A 17,751-nucleotide genomic window follows, 5' to 3' on the forward strand; every position below is an offset into this window, starting at 1 on the left:
ACGCGGCCGTGAAGAGGAGGAACCGCAGGCCTTCAGCGCCGGCCCATGACTCAGACACCGACAGCTCACACCCCCGCGCAGGAGCAGGCGAGAGCACAGTTCACCGTCCCCGCTCAGCACCCCATGGTGACCGTGCTGGGTTCCGGCGACGCCCTCCTGCGCGTGATCGAGAAGGCCTTCCCGGCGGCCGACATCCATGTCCGGGGCAATGAGATCAGCGCGGTCGGCGACCCCGTGGACGTCGCCCTCATCGCCCGCGTGTTCGACGAGATGATGCTGGTGCTCCGCACCGGACAGCCGATGACGGAGGACGCAGTGGAACGCTCGATCGCCATGCTCAAGGCGAGCGAGAACGGGGAGAGCGACGGCCAGGAGACCCCGGCCCAGGTGCTCACGCAGAACATCCTGTCCTCGCGAGGCCGCACGATCCGCCCCAAGACGCTCAACCAGAAGCGCTACGTGGACGCGATCGACAAGCACACGATCGTCTTCGGCATCGGGCCGGCGGGTACCGGCAAGACGTACCTGGCGATGGCCAAGGCCGTCCAGGCCCTGCAGTCCAAGCAGGTCAACCGCATCATCCTGACCCGCCCGGCGGTCGAGGCCGGAGAGCGGCTCGGATTCCTCCCGGGCACGCTCTACGAGAAGATCGACCCGTACCTGCGCCCGCTCTACGACGCGCTGCACGACATGCTCGACCCGGACTCCATCCCACGGCTGATGGCGGCGGGCACGATCGAGGTCGCGCCGCTCGCCTACATGCGCGGCCGCACGCTCAACGACGCCTTCATCATCCTGGACGAGGCCCAGAACACGAGCCCCGAGCAGATGAAGATGTTCCTCACCCGCCTCGGCTTCGACTCGAAGATCGTGATCACGGGTGACGTGACGCAGGTCGACCTCCCGGACGGGACGAAGAGCGGTCTGCGGCAGGTGCAGGACATCCTGGACGGCGTCGAGGACGTCCACTTCTCCCGGCTGTCGTCCCACGATGTCGTCCGGCACAAGCTGGTGGGCCGTATCGTCGACGCGTACGAGCAGTACGACACCAAGCACGGCACCCAGAACGGCGCGCACAAGAGCCGAGGCAAGTCCGGGCACAAGGGGAAGTAGACAAGCACCACACCATGTCGATCGACGTCAACAACGAGTCCGGCACCGAGGTCGACGAGCAGGCGATCCTCGACATCGCCCGCTACGCGCTGGCGCGGATGCGCATCCACCCACTCTCCGAGCTCTCGGTGATCGTCGTGGACGCCGACGCCATGGAGCAGCTCCACATCCAGTGGATGGACCTGCCGGGCCCCACGGATGTCATGTCCTTCCCGATGGACGAGCTGCGCCCGCCGCCCAAGGACGACGACGAGCCGCCGCAGGGGCTGCTCGGCGACATCGTGCTGTGCCCCGAGGTCGCGGAGAAGCAGGGCAGGGAAGCGGGCACGCAGCACTCCATGGACGAGGAGCTCCAGCTCCTCACCGTCCACGGCGTGCTGCACCTGCTCGGCTACGACCACGAGGAACCGGACGAGAAGGCCGAGATGTTCGGCCTCCAGGCGGCCATCGTGGACGGCTGGCGCGCGGAGCGGGGCCTGACCGGCCCGTCCCCGGCGCCGACGGTCTCGTAGCGCCGCCGATGAGTCCGCAACTGGCCCTGGGTGCGGTCGCCCTGGTCGTCGTGGCGTGGCTCGCCGCCTGCGCGGAGGCGGGCCTCGCGCGCGTCTCCAGCTTCCGTGCGGAGGAGGCCGTGCGCTCCGGCCGCCGGGGCAGCGCCAAGCTGTCCCAGGTCGCCGCCGACCCGACCCGCTATCTGAACGTGGCGCTGCTGGTCCGTGTCGCCTGCGAGATGGCCGCCGCCGCGCTGATCACCTACGGCTGCCTGAAGGAGTTCGACGGCACGACCGAGGCCCTCCTGATCGCCATCGCGGTCATGGTCCTCGTGTCGTACGTCGCCGTCGGCGTCTCCCCGCGCACCATCGGCCGCCAGCACCCGCTGAACACGGCGACGCTCTCGGCGTACGTCCTGGTGCCGCTGGCCCGGATCATGGGCCCGATCCCGTCGCTGCTCATCCTCATCGGCAACGCGCTCACCCCCGGCAAGGGCTTCCGGCGCGGCCCGTTCGCCTCCGAGGCGGAGCTGCGCGCGCTGGTCGACCTCGCCGAGAAGGAGTCGCTCATCGAGGACGAGGAGCGCCGCATGGTGCACTCGGTCTTCGAGCTGGGCGACACCCTCGTCCGCGAGGTCATGGTCCCGCGCACGGACCTGGTGGTCATCGAGCGCTACAAGACCATCCGCCAGGCCCTCACCCTCGCCCTGCGCTCCGGCTTCTCGCGGATCCCGGTGACCGGCGAGAGCGAGGACGACATCGTCGGGATCGTGTATCTGAAGGACCTGGTCCGCAAGACGCACATCAGCCGCGACGCCGAGTCCGAGCAGGTGTCCACGGCGATGCGCCCGGCGTTCTTCGTGCCCGACACCAAGAACGCGGGCGACCTGCTGCGCGAGATGCAGAAGGAACGCAACCACGTCGCCGTCGCCGTCGACGAGTACGGCGGCACCGCCGGCATCGTCACCATCGAGGACATCCTCGAGGAGATCGTCGGCGAGATCACCGACGAGTACGACCGCGAACTGCCGCCGGTGGAGGACCTCGGCAAGGACCGCTACCGGGTCACCGCCCGCCTGGACATCGGCGACCTGGGCGAGCTGTACGGCCTGGAGGCGTTCGACGACGAGGACGTCGAGACGGTCGGCGGTCTGCTGGCGAAGGCGCTGGGCCGGGTTCCCATCGCCGGTGCCTCGTCCGTCGTCGGCCTCCCCGACGGCCGGGAACTGCGTCTGACCGCGGAGGCCGCGGCCGGCCGGAGGAACAAGATCGTGACGGTGCTGGTGGAGCCGGTGGACCCGGCGGATCTCCCATCGGACGAGGAGGAGAAGCCGGAATGACTCCGCAGGAACTGCGCGCGTTCTGCCTGTCGTTCAACGCGGCGGTCGAGGACTTCCCGTTCAGCCCGGAGATCTCGGTCTTCAAGGTCCAGGGCAAGCTCTTCGCCCTGTCGCACCTCGACGCGCGTCCCCTGAAGGTCAACCTCAAGTGCGACCCGGACGACGCGATCCGGCTGCGCCGTGAGCACGAGGGGTTCATCGTCCCCGGCTGGCACATGAACAAGCGGCACTGGAACACGGTCACGTGCGACGGGGGACTCCCGGACCGGCTGGTCCGGGAGCTCGTCGAGGACTCCTACGACCTCGTCGTCGCGGGCCTGCCGCGAGCGGACCGCCTGCGCCTCGACCGGTCCTGACGCTTACGTATGCTCAGACCATGACCGACAGCAGCGCGCTCGACCCCGAGGACCGCAAGATCGTCACCCTGGCCCGTTCCGCACGGGCCCGCAACGGTGTGCCCGAGGGCGCGGCCGTACGGGACGAGACCGGACGTACGTATGTCGCGGGGACCGTGGCCCTCGACTCCCTGAAGCTCAGTGCCCTCCGGACGGCGGTGGCGATGGCGGTGGCCTCGGGTGCGCAGTCCCTGGAGGCCGCTGCCGTGGTGACGGAGGCGGAGACCGCGTCCGACGAGGACCGGGCGGCGGTACGGGATCTCGGTGGCGCGCAGACGCCGGTGTTGGTGGCCGGGCCCGACGGGACGGTCCGGACGACCGTGACGGCCGGCTGAAGTCCGGTGTAACCGGCGGTAATTAGGCGCGAATTCAACCTTGCCGCCGTCTGCCCCAGGCGCATCAATGGGAACCGTAAGTTCCGACGGACCGTCAGGTTCGGCGCTCGTGTGACGTGCCCGCACTCACCCGCCGAGCGTCCCCCCACACGGAAACGGAGCCGGAATCCCATGAGACGCAAGCGAATCGCAGCAGGCGCGGCCCTGGCGGCCGGGGCCCTCGCGGTCACCGGGCTCGCCTTCGCCCCCGCCGCACTCGCCGTCACCCCGCAGACGGCGACGATCAGCGCCGACTGCGGCACCTTCGGCAGCGGCGAGGCCACGCTCACGGCCACGCAGGACGGCACCGCCGCCACCGTCACCGTCAAGTCCTCCGCGATCACCGCGCCGATCGCCCTCGGCGAGGACTCGATCGCGTCCACCCTCACTCTGGTGAAGTCCGGCGGCGGCACCGTCGACTTCACCGGCACTCAGAACCCGGCGATGTCCGCCGGCGCCCCCGTCGAGGTCGGCCCCCTCAGCGGCACCGTGGCCTCCGGCGACAGCCTGGAGGCCTTCGGCGGCTCGCTGAGGATGACCGTCTTCGGCATCACCATCACCTGCACGGCGACCGGGCCGCAGTCGCCGGGCCCGTTCGTGTTCGACTGATCCCGGCCGGGCCGGGCGCGAGCTACAGCGCGTCCGGCCCGCGTTCGCCCGTCCGCACCCGCACGATCGTGTCCACGGGCAGCGCCCACACCTTGCCGTCGCCGATCTTGCCGGTGTGCGCGGCCTTCACGACCGCGTCGATGACGGCCTCGGCGTCCGCGTCCTCGACGACGACCTCGATCCGGACCTTCGGCACCAGGTCGACCTGGTACTCGGCGCCGCGGTACACCTCGGTGTGGCCGCGCTGCCGGCCGTAGCCGCTGGCCTCGCTCACGGTCAGGCCCTGCACGCCGAGTTCCTGCAAGGCGTTCTTGATCTCGTCGAGGCGGTACGGCTTGACGATCGCGGTGATGAGCTTCATGCCTGGGGGGTGACCTTCTGGGCGGAGGGGACGACGGAGGAGGAGACCGGGGCGCCGTGGCCCAGGACCCCGTGATCGTAGGCCGTCTCGGCGTGCACCGTAAGGTCCAGGCCCGTCTGCTCCTGCTCCTCGCTCGCGCGCAGGCCCATCGTGGCGTCGATCAGCTTGCCGATCCCGTACGTCACACCGAACGCGTACACCGCCACCACGACCACGGCCAGCAGCTGCTTGCCGAGCTGGCCGAGGCCGCCGCCGTAGAGGAGGCCCTCGGCGCCGCCGGTCATCGACTCCACGGCGAAGACGCCGATGAGGAGCGTGCCGATGATCCCGCCGACCAGGTGGACGCCGACGACGTCGAGGGAGTCGTCGTAGTTCAGCTTGAACTTCCAGCTCACGGCGTACGAGCAGACGGCACCGGCGGTGAGGCCGACGACCAGGGCGCCGAGCAGGGAGACCGAGCCGCAGGACGGGGTGATGGCGACCAGGCCGGCGACCGCGCCGGACGCGGCGCCCAGGGTCGTGGGGTGGCCGTCGCGCTTCTGCTCGACGAAGAGCCAGCCGAGCAGGCCGGTGCAGCCCGCGGCGAGGGTGTTGAGGAACGCGGCGGCCGCGAGGCCGTTGGCGCCGAGGGCGGACCCGGCGTTGAAGCCGAACCAGCCGAACCAGAGCAGACCGGCGCCGAGCATCACCATGGGCAGGTTGTGCGGGCGCATGGCGTCCTTCTTGAAGCCCAGTCGCGGGCCCAGGACCAGGCACAACGCCAGGCCCGAGGCGCCGGAGACGATCTCCACGGGCAGACCGCCGGCGAAGTCCAGGGCACCGAGCTTCTCCAGGATCCAGCCGCCCGGGCCCCAGACCCAGTGTGCGACCGGAACGTATACGAGCAGCGCCCACACCGGCACGAAGACCAGCCACGCCCCGAACTTCGCCCGGTCGGCGACCGCGCCGCTGACCAGGGCGGCCGTGATGATCGCGAAGGTGAGCTGGAAGGTGGCGAAGAGGAGGGTGGGGACCGTCCCCTGGAGGCTGTCCGGGCCGAGGCCGCTCATGCCCGCGTGGTCGAGGCCGCCGATGAGCCCGCCCGCGGTGTCCTCGCCGAAGGCGAGGGAGTACCCGGCGGCCAGCCACACCACGGTCACCAGGGCGATCGACACGAAGCTCATCATCAGCATGTTGAGCACGCTCTTCGTGCGGACCATGCCGCCGTAGAACAGGGCCAGGCCCGGGGTCATCAGCAGGACGAGAGCGGTGGCGGCGAGCAGCCAGGCGGTGTCGCCGGTGTCGGCGCTTGCGGCGGCCAGAGGCACGGTGTCTCCAACGAGGTGGGGCTCCGGGGGCTCGTCAGAGGTTCACCGGCCTGCGTTTCCGGTTGCGTACGGGTGTGTTTCCGTGACGTTTCGTTGCTTGCGGGTTTCGTGAACCTCACGGCGCGGGCGGCGTTCGGGCGCCTGTGCGGCAGGGGTCTGTGGATCAGGGAGAATGGGCGCCATGAGCGTTCGTACCCAGTCATCCGAAGAGCCGGCCGAGGCTGTCCACAGGGCCGGCTTCGCCTGCTTCGTGGGCCGCCCCAACGCGGGCAAGTCCACCCTCACGAATGCTCTGGTCGGCCAGAAGGTGGCGATCACGGCGAACCAGCCGCAGACGACGCGGCACACCGTGCGGGGCATCGTGCACCGCCCGGACGCCCAGCTGATCCTGGTCGACACCCCGGGGCTGCACAAGCCGCGCACGCTGCTGGGCGAGCGGCTGAACGACGTCGTGCGCACGACGTGGGCCGAGGTCGACGTGATCGGCTTCTGCCTGCCGGCGAACGAGAAGCTCGGCCCCGGTGACCGCTTCATCGCGAAGGAACTGGCGTCCATCAAGAAGACGCCGAAGATCGCCATCGTCACCAAGACCGACCTGGTGGACAGCAAGACGCTCGCCGAGCAGCTCATCGCGATCGACCAGCTCGGCAAGGAGCTGGGCTTCGAGTGGGCGGAGATCGTCCCGGTGTCGGCGGTCGGCGACCAGCAGGTGGACCTGCTGGCCGATCTGCTCGTCCCGCTCCTCCCTCAGGGCCCGGCGCTCTATCCCGAGGGTGACCTGACCGACGAGCCCGAGCAGGTCATGATCGCGGAGCTGATCCGCGAGGCCGCGCTGGAGGGCGTCCGCGACGAGCTCCCGCACTCCATCGCCGTCGTCGTCGAGGAGATGCTCCCCCGCGAGGACCGCCCCGCCGACAAGCCCCTGCTCGACATCCACGCCTTCGTCTACATCGAGCGCCCCAGTCAGAAGGGCATCATCATCGGCCCCAAGGGCAAGCGCCTGAAGGAAGTCGGCATCAAGTCCCGCAAGCAGATCGAGGCCCTGCTCGGTACACCCGTGTTCCTGGACCTGCACGTGAAGGTCGCGAAGGACTGGCAGCGGGATCCGCGACAGTTGCGCAAGCTGGGGTTCTGAGCTTTCAAAGCGCGCTATAACGCCGTCGCCAGGCTCGCCCAGACCGCGTTTCCGCCGGTGAGGGGCGAGCGCGTGACTCCCCAGCTGTCGGCTATCTCGCGGACGAGCAGCAGGCCGCGGCCGCCCTCGTCGTCGAGGCCGGGGCAGCGGTCGGGGATGCCGCGGCCCGTGAGGTCGCCGTCGTGCACCTCCAGGCGGAAACGCTCCGCCGTCATCCGGCCGACGCCGCACAGGACCCACTCGCCGGGCGTGTGCAGCACGGCGTTGGTCACCAGCTCGGACACCAGCAGGACGGCGTTCGCGCACACCTCGTCGGGCACCTGCCACGAGGCCAGCCGCGCCTGCGTGGCATGACGGGCCACTCTGACGCTGGTCCGGTGGGACGGCAGCTCCAGCCAGTGCGTGCGGCCCGGGCGCACCGCGTCCAGGAACCGGGGGGTGGAAGTCGTGTGGGGGGACACGGCGTTCGCCTTCCGTGGGGGGTGGGCGCAGTCGAGGAAGGGGCGAGGCGCGAATCAGACCGTCCGGAAAGGGGAGTTGGGGGTTCCGGTGCCCTGTTCCCACGAGTAACTATGCTCGCAGAGCAGTTCACGCTGCAACCATCTGCCTGATAATTTCAGGTGGAAGGTATCGCTGCTCCGGGTCGCTTGGCGGAACGATCAAGTCCCTGTCAGGCTTGCGCCGGTGACGACCCCTCGGGAGGCACGGCGTGAGCGACGCGCGATCAGGCACCGGCGCCGGCGCGCCCACCGTTCTCCGCATGATCCTGGGACGCCGTCTCCAGGAGGCCCGGCAGACCGCGGGCCTCTCCCTCGACGAAGCCGCCAAGGCCCTGCGCGTCACCCCGCTGACCATCCGCCGCCTGGAGAAGGCCGAGGTCGGTCTGAAGATCCTCTACGTCGAGAAGCTGCTCCAGACCTACGGGGCGGAGCAGCAGGAGATCGACGAGTTCGTCACCCTGGCCGAGCGGGCCAACGAGCCCGGCTGGTGGCACCCGTACCGCGATGTGATGCCCTCCTGGTTCACCGCCTACGTCAGTCTGGAGACCGGCGCGAGAACACTGCGCACCTATGAGCCGCAGTACGTCACCGGCCTGCTCCAGACACCCGGGTACGCGCGTGCCGTGCTGCGTGGAGGCTTCCCGAACGACAACGACGAGGACCTGCAGCGGCGCGTGGAGCTGCGGCTGCGCCGCCAGAGCCTGCTCACCAAGCCGGACGCGCCCACGCTGTGGGTGGTGATGGAGGAGGCCGTGCTGCACCGGGTCGTGGGCGGCCCCGAGGTGATGCGCGAGCAGATCGACCGGCTCCTGGAGGCCTCCGAGCTGGACCACGTCAGCGTCGACATCGTGCCGTTCGACGCGGGCGCCCACGTCGGGGCGTGCGCGCCCTTCACCTACTTCCGGTTCGAGGAGCGGGAGCTGCCCGACATCGTCTACAGCGAGATCCTCTCCGCGTCGGTCTACCTCGACCAGCGCGCCGACGTCGTGGCCCATCTGGAGGCCCACAACCGGCTGTCGCTGAAGACCTCGTCCGCGGACAGCAAGGCGCTGTTGAACCGCATGCGGAAGGAGTACTCATGACCATCACCGAGGGCACCGTCTACAACGGGATGCCCGCGTCGGACCTCGGGGAACAGGGCTGGGAACGTCCGTGGAGCGGCCCCAACGGGGGCCAGTGCGTGGAGACCAAGCAACTGGCCGACGGCCGCGTGGCGGTTCGGCAGTCGGCCGATCCCGCCGGCCCCGCGCTGATCTACACGCCCGAGGAGATCACCGCGTTCGTCGCGGGGGTCAAGCAGGGCCTCGCCGACCATCTCACCGGCCACTCGGCCCACTGAGCCCCACCGAGCCGGATCGCACCACCACCCCCCACGAGAGGCACCCCCCATGACCCACTCGCAGGCAGCGCGGGACATCGACACCAGCAGGCCGCACTCCGCCCGTATGTACGACTACTACCTCGGCGGCAAGGACCACTTCGAGGTCGACAAGCAGGCGGCCGAGCGGGTCGCCGAGGCCTACCCCGCCATCTTCGTCTGCGCCCGCGAGAACCGGGCCTTCATGCACCGCGCCACCCGGGTCCTCGCCCGCGAGCACAGCATCCGCCAGTGGCTGGACATCGGCACCGGCATCCCCACCGAGCCCAACCTGCACCAGGTCGCCCAGTCCGTGGTCCCCGACGCCCGCGTGGTCTACGCCGACAACGACCCCCTCGTCCTCAAGTACGCCGAGCGCCTGATGCGCAGCACGTCCGAGGGCCGTACGACGTACATAGAGGCGGACGTCAACGACCCCCAGACGCTGCTGACCGCACCAGAGCTGGCCGAGGTCCTGGACCTGAGCCGCCCGGTCGCGCTGTCCCTCAACGCCCTGATGCACTTCGTCACCGACGCCCAGGACCCGTACGGCATCGTGCGCCGCCTGCTGGACGTCCTGCCCTCCGGCAGCGCCCTGGCGCTGAGCCACTGCACGCCCGACTTCGACCCGGCCACCTGGCAGAAGGTCACCGACATCTACACCTCTGCCGGGACGCCGGTGCAGTTCCGCTCACGGGCGGACGTCGCCCGCTTCTTCGACGGCCTGGAGCTGCTCGAACCCGGCGTCACCGTCGGCCACCGCTGGCGGCCCGACGCCACCGACGGCGACGCCCCGACGGACGCCGAGGTCAGCCTGTGGACCGGCGTGGGCCTCAAGCCGTAGTCCCCGTCCCCTGAGCTCGCAGCACCTCCCGGTACCAGCCGTACGACGACTTCGGGGTCCGCCGAAGGGTCTCGAAGTCGACGTGGATCAGGCCGAAGCGGCGTGCGTAGCCCTCCGCCCACTCGAAGTTGTCGAGCAGGGACCACACGAAGTAGCCGCGCACGTCGACGCCCGCCTCCAGCGCCCGGTGCAGGGCCCGGATGTGGCCGTCCAGGTAGGCGATGCGGTCCTGGTCGTCGACGTCCGGGTACGAGCAGCCGTTCTCGGTGATGACGACGGGCGGGAGCCGGTCGCCGTAGCGGTCGCGGAAGGCCATGAGGAGTTCGGTCAGGCCCTCGGGCACGACCGGCCAGCCGAAGTCGGTGACCGGGTGGCCCGTGATCTCCCGGACCGCGAAGGGGAGCTCGGCGGGCATGGCGACGCCGCCGAAGGTGATGTCGGTGCCCTGCGGGGCGCCCACCCGCGTCGGCGCGTAGTAGTTGACGCCGTACCAGTCGAGCGGCTCGGCGATCACCTCCAGGTCGGCCTCGACGTCCCCCGGCATCAGCTCGCCGATGCCGTCCGGGTAGCGGCCCAGCAGCAGCGGGTCCGCGAACAGGCGGTTCAGCAGCACGTCGTAGAACTCGGCCGCCTCCACGTCCGCCGCCTCGGTCGACGCGGCCCAGGTCGGGCCGTGGGAGTTGGCGATGCCGATGTCCGTGGCGCCCGAGGCGCGCAGGGCGCGTACGGCCAGGCCGTGGGCCAGCAGCTGGTGGTGGGCGGCCGGGAGCGCGTCGAACAGCAGCTGCCTGCCCGGCGCGTGCACGCCCAGGGCGTGACCCAGCAGGGTGTGCTCGGCGGGCTCGTTGAGGGTGATCCACTTCGTCACCCGGTCCCCGAGGCGGCCGGCGACCTGAGAGACGTACTCGGCGAAGCGCGCGGCCGTGTCCCGCTCCAGCCAGTCGAGGTCCGCCGGCAGGTCCCAGTGGAACAGGGTCGGGACCGGGCGGACGCCCGCCGCGCACAGGTCGTCCACCAGCCGGTCGTAGAAGTCCAGGCCCTTCTCGGAGCGCACCCGCGGCCACGAGACCGAGAAGCGGTAGGCGTTCACGCCGAGGCCGGCCAGCAGGGCCACGTCCTCGCGGTGGCGGTGGTAGTGGTCGCAGGCCACCGCCGCCGTCGAGCCGTCCTTCACCCGGCCCGGCTCGGCCGTGAAGGCGTCCCACACGGACGGCTCGCGCTCGTCCGCCGCGCCCTCGATCTGGTGCGCCGAGGTCGACACGCCCCAGAGGAAGCCGGCCGGGAAGCGGGGGATCGGAGTGCCTGCGTCAGTCGCCATGCGCTGGATCATCCGTACCGGTGGTAACAGAAGTCAACAGGCCGCCGCGGAGGAGCTGTTACGCCCCTTCCTTGAGCACCCGCGAGATCAGCTTCCGCTGTTCGTCCGTCAGTCGCGGGTCGGCCGCGTACACCGTCTTCCCGTCCACGGTGATCTGGTAGCTGAACCCGTCCGGAACCCCGATCGGCGGCGTGTGCCGGCCGGCGGCGACCGCCTGCTCGGCCAGGGCGTGCCATTCGGGGGCATCGGGGCGGCCGGAGGTGTCCACCTCGGCATGCCGCTCGATGCCCGCGAACCCGCCCGTGCGCCTCACCTGAATACGCATGGCACCTGTCTAGTACGGAACTACAGGGTCCGCACCCCGACCTGCTCCCAGGCCTTCGACACGGCGTCCAGCTCCTCCCCGTCGCCGAACCGCTCCCGCGCGGCCTTGACGGTGAGCGTGGCGAAGTCGGCGAACATGGCCTGCTGCTTCAGTTCGCCGCCGGTCAGCACGTCGTACCAGATCAGCCCCGCGCGCTCCCAGGCGTGGCCGCCGAGGGCCGTGGCCGCCAGGTAGAAGGCGTGGTTCGGGATGCCCGAGTTGATGTGGACACCGCCGTTGTCGCGGCCGGTGCGCACGAAGTCGTCCATCGTGGCCGGCTGCGGGTCCTTGCCCAGGACGTCGTCGTCGTACGCCGTGCCCGGCTCCTTCATGGAGCGCAGCGCCTTTCCCGTCACCCGCGGGGCGAGCAGGCCCGCGCCGATCAGCCAGTCGGCCTCGGCGGCGGTCTGGCCGAGCGTGTACTGCTTGATGAGCGAGCCGAAGACGTCCGACACGGACTCGTTCAGCGCGCCGGGCTGGCCGAAGTAGGTGAGGTTGGCCGTGTACTGCGTGACGCCGTGGACCAGTTCGTGGCCGATGACGTCGATCGGGATGGTGAAGTCGAGGAAGATCTCTCCGTCCCCGTCGCCGAACACCATCTGCTCGCCGTTCCAGAAGGCGTTGTTGTAGTCGCGGTCGTAGTGCACCGTCGCCTTCAGCGGGAGGCCGTCGCCGTCGATCGAGTCGCGCCGGTACGCCTTCAGGAGCAGCTCGAAGGTGGCGCCGAGACCGGCGTAGGCGCGGTTGACGGTGGCGTCCTTGCCGGGCTTGTCGCCCTCGCCGCGGACCTTGTGGCCGGGCAGGTCGGTGCCGTGCCGGGCGTCGTGCACCGTGCGCTGCGGCTTGCCGTCGGCGACCGCGGCGACGGCGGTGGCGCCGATGACCGTGGTGAGGCGGCGCTGGGTGCGCTCGAAGGCGTCGCGCTGCAGGGTGCGGCGGGCGGGTCCGGCGAGCGCGGGGTCCTCGGCCTGGGCGAGCTTGTCGAGGACATGGGGCGGAACGATGGTGCAGAAGACGGGCTCGAAGCCCCCGTGAGTCGTCATGCCCGGCACCCTTGCACTGCGTGACGAGGCTGTCACTAGTCGCCACCATGATTGGTGAAATACGGGGACAAGGGCCCTCACGCTCCGTGGCGAAGTGGTATAGCGCACTTTTTGTCCCGTATGCGCGCCCGGTCCCGCATACTGATACGGACCCGCGCACCCGGAGGGCCTCGGCTAGCATGCTGCGCATCATGCGTTTCGGGCTGCTTCTCCTTAGCTGCCGCGGCGAGGGCCTGTAGTCGAGGCCGACTCCCTCCCCGCGGAGCTTGGTGCTGCGTCGTCGGCCGTCCTTCCGGACACCCTCTGAGGAGCCCCCGCATCATGGCGAACCGCCAGCAGCCCAGTTCCATGCCGATCCACAAGTACGGCCGCTACGAGCAGGTCGACATCCCGGACCGCACCTGGCCGGACCAGCGCATCACCACCGCCCCCCGCTGGCTCTCCACGGACCTGCGTGACGGCAACCAGGCCCTGATCGACCCCATGTCGCCCGCCCGCAAGCGCGCGATGTTCGACCTGCTGGTCAAGATGGGCTACAAGGAGATCGAGGTCGGCTTCCCGGCGTCGGGCCAGACGGACTTCGACTTCGTACGGTCGATCATCGAGGAGCCGGGGGCCATCCCGGACGACGTCACCATCTCGGTGCTGACCCAGGCCCGCGAGGACCTGATCGAGCGCACGGTGGAGTCGCTGAAGGGCGCCAAGCGCGCGACCGTCCACCTCTACAACGCCACCGCCCCCGTCTTCCGCCGGGTCGTCTTCCGGGGTTCCAAGGACGACATCAAGCAGATCGCCGTCGACGGCACGCGGCTGGTCATGGAGTACGCGGAGAAGCTGCTGGGCCCGGAGACCGAGTTCGGCTACCAGTACAGCCCCGAGATCTTCACCGACACCGAGCTGGACTTCGCGCTGGAGGTCTGCGAGGCCGTCATGGACGTCTGGCAGCCCGGCCCGGGCCGCGAGATCATCCTCAACCTGCCCGCCACGGTGGAGCGTTCGACCCCCTCGACCCACGCGGACCGCTTCGAGTGGATGGGCCGCAACCTGTCCCGCCGCGAGCACGTCTGCCTGTCCATCCATCCGCACAACGACCGCGGCACGGCCGTCGCCGCCGCCGAGCTGGCCCTGATGGCCGGCGCCGACCGCGTCGAGGGCTGCCTGTTCGGGCAGGGCGAGCGCACCGGCAACGTCGACCTGGTCACCCTGGGCATGAACCTCTTCTCCCAGGGCGTCGACCCGCAGATCGACTTCTCCGACATCGACGAGATCCGTCGCACGTGGGAGTACTGCAACCAGATGGAGGTCCACCCGCGCCACCCGTACGTGGGCGACCTGGTCTACACGTCCTTCTCCGGCTCCCACCAGGACGCCATCAAGAAGGGCTTCGACGCCATGGAGGCCGACGCGAAGGCCAAGGGCGTCACCGTCGACGACATCGAGTGGGCCGTGCCGTACCTGCCCATCGACCCGAAGGACGTCGGCCGCTCCTACGAGGCGGTCATCCGGGTCAACTCGCAGTCCGGCAAGGGCGGCATCGCGTACGTCCTGAAGAACGACCACAAGCTGGAACTGCCCCGCCGGATGCAGATCGAGTTCTCGAAGATCATCCAGGCGAAGACGGACGCCGAGGGCGGTGAGGTCACGCCGAAGGACATCTGGGCGGCCTTCCGGGACGAGTACCTGCCCAACCCCGAGAACCCGTGGGGCCGGATCCAGGTCAAGAACAACCAGTCGACGACCGACACGGACGGCGTGGACACGCTGACGGTGGAGGCCACGGTCGACGGCCAGGACACCGTCCTGACCGGCTCCGGCAACGGTCCGATCTCAGCCTTCTTCGACGCCCTCCAGTCCGTCGGCATCGACGTACGCCTGCTGGACTACCAGGAGCACACGATGAGCGAGGGCGCCTCCGCGCAGGCCGCCTCCTACATCGAGTGCGCGATCGACGACAAGGTCCTGTGGGGGATCGGAATCGACGCGAACACCACGCGGGCCTCGCTGAAGGCGGTCGTCTCGGCCGTCAACCGCGCAACGCGCTGACCAGCCCTGCAGGCGGTTTGAGGGCTCCGTCCGCTGATGTCCGGCGGGCGGAGCCCCGTCGCATACCGGCCAATCCCTGTGAGGGTCACGGAAAGGTCTCCTCCGGGGTACTGACTCCTCCTCACGGATGTGGCTAACATCACGCAAGCGCGGCGACGCTGCCGTGCGGCGTGACGGAGGTGCGACGTGCTGCCAGGACGGGGACGAAACGGCCATGCCGCCAGGCTTTCGAGCATCCTGGGCACCCGTACCGCGTGGACGCCCACCGGTGACGGGGAGTTCTTCTGCCCCGGCTGCGGCGGCGACCGCAACTACCAGCGGCTGACCGGACAACGCCGCTTCACCCTGCTGGGCCTGCCCGTGCTGTCGCGCGGCGAGACCGGCCCGGTCGTGGAGTGCGCCGCCTGCCGCCGCCACTTCGGCACGGACGTCCTCGACCATCCGACCACCACCCGCTTCTCCGCGATGCTCCGCGACGCCGTGCACACCGTCGCCCTCGCCGTGCTGGCCGCGGGCGGCACCGGTTCCCGTACGGCGCTGGAGGCCGCGGTGCTCGCCGTGCGCGCGGCCGGCTTCGACGACTGCACGGAGAAACAGCTGGTCGCCCTCGTGGAGGCGCTGGAGGCGGACACCGGCCGGATCACCGGGGAGCCCTGCGGTGCGGGGCTGGCCATAGAGCTGCACGAGGCGCTGGACCCGCTCGCCCCGCACCTCGCCACGGTCGGCCGCGAATCGGTCCTGCTCCAGGGCGCGCGTATCGCCCTGGCGGACGGGCCGTACACACCGGCCGAGCGGGACGTGCTCACGACGGTGGGGGCGGCGCTCACCATCTGCTCGGACGACGTGACACGGGTGATGACGGCGGCTGCGCGTACGCCGTCGTAGCGCAGCGCCCCTGCCGGGTACCCCCGGCCGTTACTCCCCGGGGAGTAATCCGCCGCCCGTACCGCCCCGCGCAGTAACCCCCGACTCGGCCTCGGGCCCGACGAATCGGCCCCCGCGCGCCGGGAGTCTGGAGACCGTTCCAGACACCCGGACCGGAGGGAGCCCGAACAGTGGGGGACACAAGGAACACCGCACGGCGGCGGGCCGTGCCCTGGGCGGTGGTCGGTCTGTGGCTCGCCGCGCTCGTGGTGCTCGGACCGCTCGCCGGGAAGTTCGCCGGCATCCAGCAGAACCGCGCGGTCGACTACCTGCCCGACAGCGCCGACTCGACCCAGGTGGCGCGCATCCAGGACGAGTTGCCGGGCGGCGAGTCGACCGACCTGGTGCTCGTGTACCACCGCGGCGGCGGGCTGACCGACGCCGACCGTCGCACGGCCGCCGAGCAGATCGCCGAGGTGCGCGGCGCCTACGACCTGGCGGGTGAGCCGCGGGGCGCCCCGTCGAAGGACGGATCCACCCTGATGTACCCGGTCTCCAGTACCCAGCCGGGCCAGGACGCGGAGGCCCGCGACGCCTTCGTCGACGGCGTGCGGGACATCGCCGAGGACGGGGGCGGACTGAGCGTCGAGGTCGGCGGGCCGGGGGCGCTGAACACCGACATGAACAAGGTGTTCGAGACGCTCGACGCCACACTGCTGCTCGCCACCCTCGGTGTCGTCACCGTCCTGCTCGTCCTCATCTACCGCAGCCCCTTCCTGTGGCTGGTGCCGCTCGCCGTCGCGGGCGTCGCCGCCGCCGTGTCGATGGCCGCCGGGTACGGACTCCACGAACTGTTCGACGTCACCGTCACCGGCCAGAGCGGCGGCGTGATGACCGTGCTCGTCCTCGGCGCCGGCACCGACTACGCGCTGCTGCTCATCTCCCGCTACCGCGAGGAACTGCGCCGCCACGAGCGGCCGTACGACGCCATGAGCGCTGCCCTGCGCGGATGCGGACCGGCCGTCCTCGCCTCCTCGGGGACCGTCGCGGCCGGGCTGCTGTGCCTGCTCGCCGCGGACCTCAACAGCAGCAGCGGCATGGGGCCGGTCGGCATGGTCGGGGTGCTCGCGGCGCTGGTGGCCATGACGACGCTGCTGCCCGCGGTGCTGGTGCTGCTCGGGCGACGGGTCTTCTGGCCGCTGATCCCGGCGTTCGGCAGTGAGCCCAAGGTCCGCCGGTCGCTGTTCGCCGCGATGGGGACCTCGGCGACGCGACGGCCCGCCGCCGTGCTCGTCGGTGGAGGCGTCCTGCTCGGTGCGCTGGCGCTCGGCACGCTGAACCTGTCCGGCAGCATCAAGCAGGAGGACTCCTTCACGGAGCGGCCCGAGTCGATCACCGCGATGCAGACGCTGGCGCGGGAGTATCCGGAGCGCAGCAGCCGGCCCGTGACCGTGATCGCCCCCGCCGGCAAGGCCGCGGAGGTCCTGGACCGGGCCCGGGCGACCGACGGGGTCGCCGAGGCGGTCGCGGGACGCAGCGGGTCGGGCTGGACCGAGATCGCCGTCTTCGCCACCGCGCCGCCGGAGACACCGGCCGAGACTCGCACCATCGAGGCCCTGCGGGCCGGGCTCGACCCCGAGGGCGCCTATGTCGGCGGGCCCAGTGCGCAGCAGATCGATCTGGCCGACAGTGAGTCCCGGGACCGGAAGGTGATCGTGCCGCTGGTGCTGGGCGCCGTGTTCGTCATCCTGGTCGGGCTGTTGCGCAGTCTCGTCGCGCCGTTGCTGCTGCTGGCGGCTGTGGTGGCCGTGTGGGGTGCGGCTCTCGGGATCGGGGGGCTGGTGTTCGAGCCGGTGCTCGGGTTCGGCGGGACGGATCCCGGGCTGGGGCTGCTGTCGTTCGTGTTCCTGGTCGCCCTGGGGGTCGACTACGGCATCTTCCTGATGCACCGGATGCGGGAGGAGTCCGTGAAGGGGGTCGAGCCGGAGGCTGCGGCTCTTACCGCGTTGCGTACGACCGGTGGGGTCATCGCTTCCGCGGGTGTCGTGCTGGCGGCGACGTTCGCCGTGCTGACGACCTTGCCGATGGTCGGGCTCGTCGAGCTGGGGTTCGTCATCGCGGTCGGGGTGCTGCTCGATACGTTCCTTGTGCGGACGTATCTGGTGACCACGGCGAGTGTGCTGTTGCGGCGGCGGGTGTGGTGGCCGGGGCGGCTCTCCCGGGCTCCGGAACTGCCCGCTGTCGCTGAGCCGGGGCGGGTGCGCAGCCCGGCGTAGCGGGGTGCCGCTGATCG

Annotated in this window: 19 protein-coding genes; 13 read left to right on the top strand and 6 right to left on the bottom strand. The window is 70.5% G+C overall.

The window, feature by feature from the left end; translation table 11 throughout:
• The first annotated feature begins 45 nt into the window (after positions 1-45).
• From MQE23_RS29990 to MQE23_RS30015, 6 genes are all read left to right on the top strand, one after another.
• On the top strand, positions 46-1,113 hold the full coding sequence (locus tag MQE23_RS29990) for a PhoH family protein (RefSeq protein WP_082319753.1): 1,068 nt from the start codon (positions 46-48) through the stop codon (positions 1,111-1,113).
• A gap of 14 nt (positions 1,114-1,127) precedes the next feature.
• On the top strand, positions 1,128-1,625 hold the full coding sequence (gene ybeY, locus MQE23_RS29995; protein ID WP_243380775.1) for an rRNA maturation RNase YbeY: 498 nt from the start codon (positions 1,128-1,130) through the stop codon (positions 1,623-1,625).
• 8 nt (positions 1,626-1,633) lie between these two features.
• A complete protein-coding gene (locus tag MQE23_RS30000; RefSeq protein WP_020270520.1) occupies positions 1,634-2,944 on the top strand; it encodes a hemolysin family protein in 1,311 nt (436 codons plus the stop codon).
• Positions 2,941-3,300, top strand: coding sequence for an MmcQ/YjbR family DNA-binding protein (locus MQE23_RS30005; RefSeq protein ID WP_020270519.1), 360 nt, complete (start codon positions 2,941-2,943; stop codon positions 3,298-3,300). Before MQE23_RS30000 ends, MQE23_RS30005 begins: the two co-directional genes overlap by 4 nt.
• Positions 3,301-3,320: 20 nt before the next feature.
• Positions 3,321-3,674 carry a hypothetical protein gene (locus tag MQE23_RS30010; RefSeq protein WP_020270518.1) on the top strand — a complete coding sequence of 118 codons (354 nt, stop codon included), beginning with the start codon at positions 3,321-3,323 and terminating at the stop codon, positions 3,672-3,674.
• Positions 3,675-3,845: 171 nt separating this feature from the next.
• On the top strand, positions 3,846-4,322 hold the full coding sequence (locus MQE23_RS30015; RefSeq protein ID WP_020270517.1) for a hypothetical protein: 477 nt from the start codon (positions 3,846-3,848) through the stop codon (positions 4,320-4,322).
• Positions 4,323-4,344: 22 nt separating this feature from the next.
• On the opposite strand, the gene MQE23_RS30020 is transcribed toward MQE23_RS30015, so the two are convergent.
• Entirely contained in the window at positions 4,345-4,683 is a 339-nt protein-coding gene (locus tag MQE23_RS30020) for a P-II family nitrogen regulator (RefSeq protein ID WP_020270516.1), read from the bottom strand.
• A complete protein-coding gene (locus MQE23_RS30025) occupies positions 4,680-5,990 on the bottom strand; it encodes an ammonium transporter (RefSeq protein ID WP_020270515.1) in 1,311 nt (436 codons plus the stop codon). Before MQE23_RS30025 ends, MQE23_RS30020 begins: the two co-directional genes overlap by 4 nt.
• A 172-nt stretch (positions 5,991-6,162) precedes the next feature.
• On the opposite strand from MQE23_RS30025, the gene era reads away from it, so the two are divergent.
• On the top strand, positions 6,163-7,125 hold the full coding sequence (era, locus tag MQE23_RS30030; protein WP_020270514.1) for a GTPase Era: 963 nt from the start codon (positions 6,163-6,165) through the stop codon (positions 7,123-7,125).
• 14 nt (positions 7,126-7,139) lie between these two features.
• On the opposite strand, the gene MQE23_RS30035 is transcribed toward era, so the two are convergent.
• Complete coding sequence (locus tag MQE23_RS30035; RefSeq protein WP_020270513.1) at positions 7,140-7,586, bottom strand: ATP-binding protein; 447 nt, start codon at positions 7,584-7,586, stop codon at positions 7,140-7,142.
• A 248-nt stretch (positions 7,587-7,834) separates the two neighbouring features.
• Between MQE23_RS30035 and MQE23_RS30040 the strand changes: the two genes are divergently transcribed.
• The 3 genes from MQE23_RS30040 to MQE23_RS30050 are packed head-to-tail and all read left to right on the top strand — an operon-like array spanning position 7,835 to position 9,826.
• Positions 7,835-8,707 (top strand): helix-turn-helix transcriptional regulator, encoded by an 873-nt coding sequence (locus MQE23_RS30040; RefSeq protein ID WP_037667464.1) that lies wholly within the window; start codon positions 7,835-7,837, stop codon positions 8,705-8,707.
• Entirely contained in the window at positions 8,704-8,964 is a 261-nt protein-coding gene (locus MQE23_RS30045; protein ID WP_020270511.1) for a DUF397 domain-containing protein, read from the top strand. The genes MQE23_RS30040 and MQE23_RS30045 overlap by 4 nt, the downstream gene beginning before the upstream one ends.
• 49 nt (positions 8,965-9,013) lie before the next feature.
• On the top strand, positions 9,014-9,826 hold the full coding sequence (locus MQE23_RS30050; RefSeq protein WP_243380776.1) for an SAM-dependent methyltransferase: 813 nt from the start codon (positions 9,014-9,016) through the stop codon (positions 9,824-9,826).
• On the opposite strand, the gene MQE23_RS30055 is transcribed toward MQE23_RS30050, so the two are convergent.
• Genes MQE23_RS30055 through MQE23_RS30065 form a run of 3 tightly spaced genes read right to left on the bottom strand, consistent with a single transcriptional unit; the run spans position 9,816 to position 12,551 of the window.
• Positions 9,816-11,144: a GH1 family beta-glucosidase gene (locus tag MQE23_RS30055; RefSeq protein WP_243380777.1), complete on the bottom strand. Its 1,329-nt coding sequence runs from the start codon at positions 11,142-11,144 to the stop codon at positions 9,816-9,818. The two genes, MQE23_RS30050 and MQE23_RS30055, sit on opposite strands and share 11 nt — an antisense overlap.
• Before the next feature lie 58 nt (positions 11,145-11,202).
• Positions 11,203-11,469, bottom strand: a complete 267-nt coding sequence (locus tag MQE23_RS30060; RefSeq protein WP_020273176.1) for a protealysin inhibitor emfourin — start codon at positions 11,467-11,469, stop codon at positions 11,203-11,205.
• 20 nt (positions 11,470-11,489) lie between these two features.
• Positions 11,490-12,551: a M4 family metallopeptidase gene (locus MQE23_RS30065; protein WP_037669694.1), complete on the bottom strand. Its 1,062-nt coding sequence runs from the start codon at positions 12,549-12,551 to the stop codon at positions 11,490-11,492.
• Positions 12,552-12,872: 321 nt separating this feature from the next.
• On the opposite strand from MQE23_RS30065, the gene leuA reads away from it, so the two are divergent.
• From leuA to MQE23_RS30080, 3 genes are all read left to right on the top strand, one after another.
• Positions 12,873-14,594 carry a 2-isopropylmalate synthase gene (gene leuA / locus MQE23_RS30070; protein WP_243380778.1) on the top strand — a complete coding sequence of 574 codons (1,722 nt, stop codon included), beginning with the start codon at positions 12,873-12,875 and terminating at the stop codon, positions 14,592-14,594.
• A gap of 186 nt (positions 14,595-14,780) precedes the next feature.
• The gene (locus MQE23_RS30075; RefSeq protein WP_020273173.1) at positions 14,781-15,479 is read left to right on the top strand and encodes a TerB family tellurite resistance protein; all 699 of its coding nucleotides are present in this window, start codon (positions 14,781-14,783) and stop codon (positions 15,477-15,479) included.
• Positions 15,480-15,649: 170 nt separating this feature from the next.
• The gene (locus MQE23_RS30080; RefSeq protein WP_243380779.1) at positions 15,650-17,734 is read left to right on the top strand and encodes an MMPL family transporter; all 2,085 of its coding nucleotides are present in this window, start codon (positions 15,650-15,652) and stop codon (positions 17,732-17,734) included.
• The last annotated feature ends 17 nt before the right edge of the window (positions 17,735-17,751 follow it).

The organism is Streptomyces sp. HP-A2021, assembly GCF_022807935.1.
Classification (GTDB): Bacteria; Actinomycetota; Actinomycetes; order Streptomycetales; family Streptomycetaceae; genus Streptomyces; species Streptomyces afghaniensis.

What these genes read in the sequence shown, in the direction of transcription:
- MQE23_RS29990 (WP_082319753.1), top strand. Translation starts at nt 46, where the DNA reads ATGACTCAGACACCGACAGCTCACACCCCCGCGCAGGAGCAGGCGAGA.
- ybeY (WP_243380775.1), top strand. Translation starts at nt 1,128, where the DNA reads ATGTCGATCGACGTCAACAACGAGTCCGGCACCGAGGTCGACGAGCAG.
- MQE23_RS30000 (WP_020270520.1), top strand. Translation starts at nt 1,634, where the DNA reads ATGAGTCCGCAACTGGCCCTGGGTGCGGTCGCCCTGGTCGTCGTGGCG.
- MQE23_RS30005 (WP_020270519.1), top strand. Translation starts at nt 2,941, where the DNA reads ATGACTCCGCAGGAACTGCGCGCGTTCTGCCTGTCGTTCAACGCGGCG.
- MQE23_RS30010 (WP_020270518.1), top strand. Translation starts at nt 3,321, where the DNA reads ATGACCGACAGCAGCGCGCTCGACCCCGAGGACCGCAAGATCGTCACC.
- MQE23_RS30015 (WP_020270517.1), top strand. Translation starts at nt 3,846, where the DNA reads ATGAGACGCAAGCGAATCGCAGCAGGCGCGGCCCTGGCGGCCGGGGCC.
- MQE23_RS30020 (WP_020270516.1), bottom strand. Translation starts at nt 4,683, where the DNA reads ATGAAGCTCATCACCGCGATCGTCAAGCCGTACCGCCTCGACGAGATC.
- era (WP_020270514.1), top strand. Translation starts at nt 6,163, where the DNA reads ATGGGCGCCATGAGCGTTCGTACCCAGTCATCCGAAGAGCCGGCCGAG.
- MQE23_RS30045 (WP_020270511.1), top strand. Translation starts at nt 8,704, where the DNA reads ATGACCATCACCGAGGGCACCGTCTACAACGGGATGCCCGCGTCGGAC.
- MQE23_RS30050 (WP_243380776.1), top strand. Translation starts at nt 9,014, where the DNA reads ATGACCCACTCGCAGGCAGCGCGGGACATCGACACCAGCAGGCCGCAC.
- MQE23_RS30055 (WP_243380777.1), bottom strand. Translation starts at nt 11,144, where the DNA reads ATGGCGACTGACGCAGGCACTCCGATCCCCCGCTTCCCGGCCGGCTTC.
- MQE23_RS30060 (WP_020273176.1), bottom strand. Translation starts at nt 11,469, where the DNA reads ATGCGTATTCAGGTGAGGCGCACGGGCGGGTTCGCGGGCATCGAGCGG.
- MQE23_RS30065 (WP_037669694.1), bottom strand. Translation starts at nt 12,551, where the DNA reads ATGACGACTCACGGGGGCTTCGAGCCCGTCTTCTGCACCATCGTTCCG.
- leuA (WP_243380778.1), top strand. Translation starts at nt 12,873, where the DNA reads ATGGCGAACCGCCAGCAGCCCAGTTCCATGCCGATCCACAAGTACGGC.